The sequence below is a fragment of the Microbacterium sp. genome (genome assembly GCF_031988965.1).
Classification (GTDB): Bacteria; Actinomycetota; Actinomycetes; order Actinomycetales; family Microbacteriaceae; genus Microbacterium.
Map to the genome: position 1 here is coordinate 313 of NZ_DALZXX010000267.1, position 1,274 is coordinate 1,586.

A 1,274-nucleotide genomic window follows, 5' to 3' on the forward strand; every position below is an offset into this window, starting at 1 on the left:
GTCACGTCGAGCGGCTCCGCGTGCGCTGCCGGCAGTGACGAGCCGTCGCACGTGCTGCTCGCATGCGGCATCGATCCGCAGGTCGCGCAGACCTCGGTGCGCTTCACATTCGGCCGCGAACCCCTCGCGGACGACGCCCCCGAGAGCCTCGCGGCACTCGTCGCCGAGTCTGTCCGCAGCGTCGGCGACATGTGAGAGTCCCGCGCGTCCCGCGACGACACCCCGGCCATAGAATCGGCTCGTGACCGCTGCATCCCCCCTCGTGACCGTGATCGTTCCCGGCCGCGACATCGCCGCCTTCGCACCGAACGCCCTCGACTCACTCCGCGCCCAGACCGAGCAGCGGTGGCACGCGATCCTCGTCGACGACGGCTCGAGCGACGGCACCGGCGCGATCTTCCGCGCCGCGGCTGCGGAGGATCACCGATTCCGACACATCGCACACGAGGCATCCCGCGGTCTCGGCGCGGCGCGCAACGTCGCACTGGATCTCGTGGACACCGAGCTCGTCGGCTTCCTCGACGGCGATGACGAGCTGACGCCCACCGCTCTCGAGAGGCTCACGGGCACCCTCGCCGAGTCCGGCAGCGACTTCGTCGCGGGCGCCTATGTGCGCACACGGTACGACGGCGAGCGGTACGCCGCGGGTCGGGTGCAGCCGTGGGTCTCGGCCGCCACGGATCCGGAGCGCCTTGGCACGACGATCCACGAGCATCCGCATGCCAGCTCGAACATCGTCGCGTGGTCGAAGATCAGTCGCCTCGACCTCTGGAACGATCTCCGCTTCCCCGAGGGCGTCGCCTACGAAGACCAGCTCGTCGCCCAGACGATGTACACGCGTGCCCGCGCCTTCGACGTGATTCCCGACGTCGTGGTGCGGTGGCGACTGCGGGCGGACGGCACGTCGATCACGCAGGGCAAAGCCCAGCTCCCCGTGCTGCGCGACTACATCGAAGCGCTCCGCGGCGGCATCCGGGTGCTGCACGAGGCGGGTGCGGCCGAGGCCGTCAGCGCCCGGCTCGAGTTGATCCTCGCCATGGACGTCCCGCCGCTGATCGACATCGCGGGAACGCACCCCGACCCCGAGTACGCAACACTCGTCTCGTCCTTCGTCGCAGAGCTCGAGGCCCTGCCGGAATACTCCCGCGCCCACCCCGACCCGAACATCACCGCCGCGCTGGCCTGGTGAGAGAAAGGCCCAGGAGCCTGATGAACGACGATCACGTGCCGGACCCGCAGCGCACGAACGACTACCTCGCCGGGCTCTTCTCACT

At 69.9% G+C, this 1,274-nt stretch carries 1 protein-coding gene and 1 pseudogene; both read left to right on the forward strand.

What is annotated here, in order from left to right:
- Positions 1 to 195: pseudogene (locus RTM68_RS18580) on the forward strand (cysteine desulfurase); the annotation flags it as partial.
- A 46-nt stretch (positions 196 to 241) separates the two neighbouring features.
- Entirely contained in the window at positions 242 to 1,189 is a 948-nt protein-coding gene (locus RTM68_RS18585; RefSeq protein ID WP_312173798.1) for a glycosyltransferase family 2 protein, read from the forward strand.
- Positions 1,190 to 1,274: the final 85 nt, after the last annotated feature.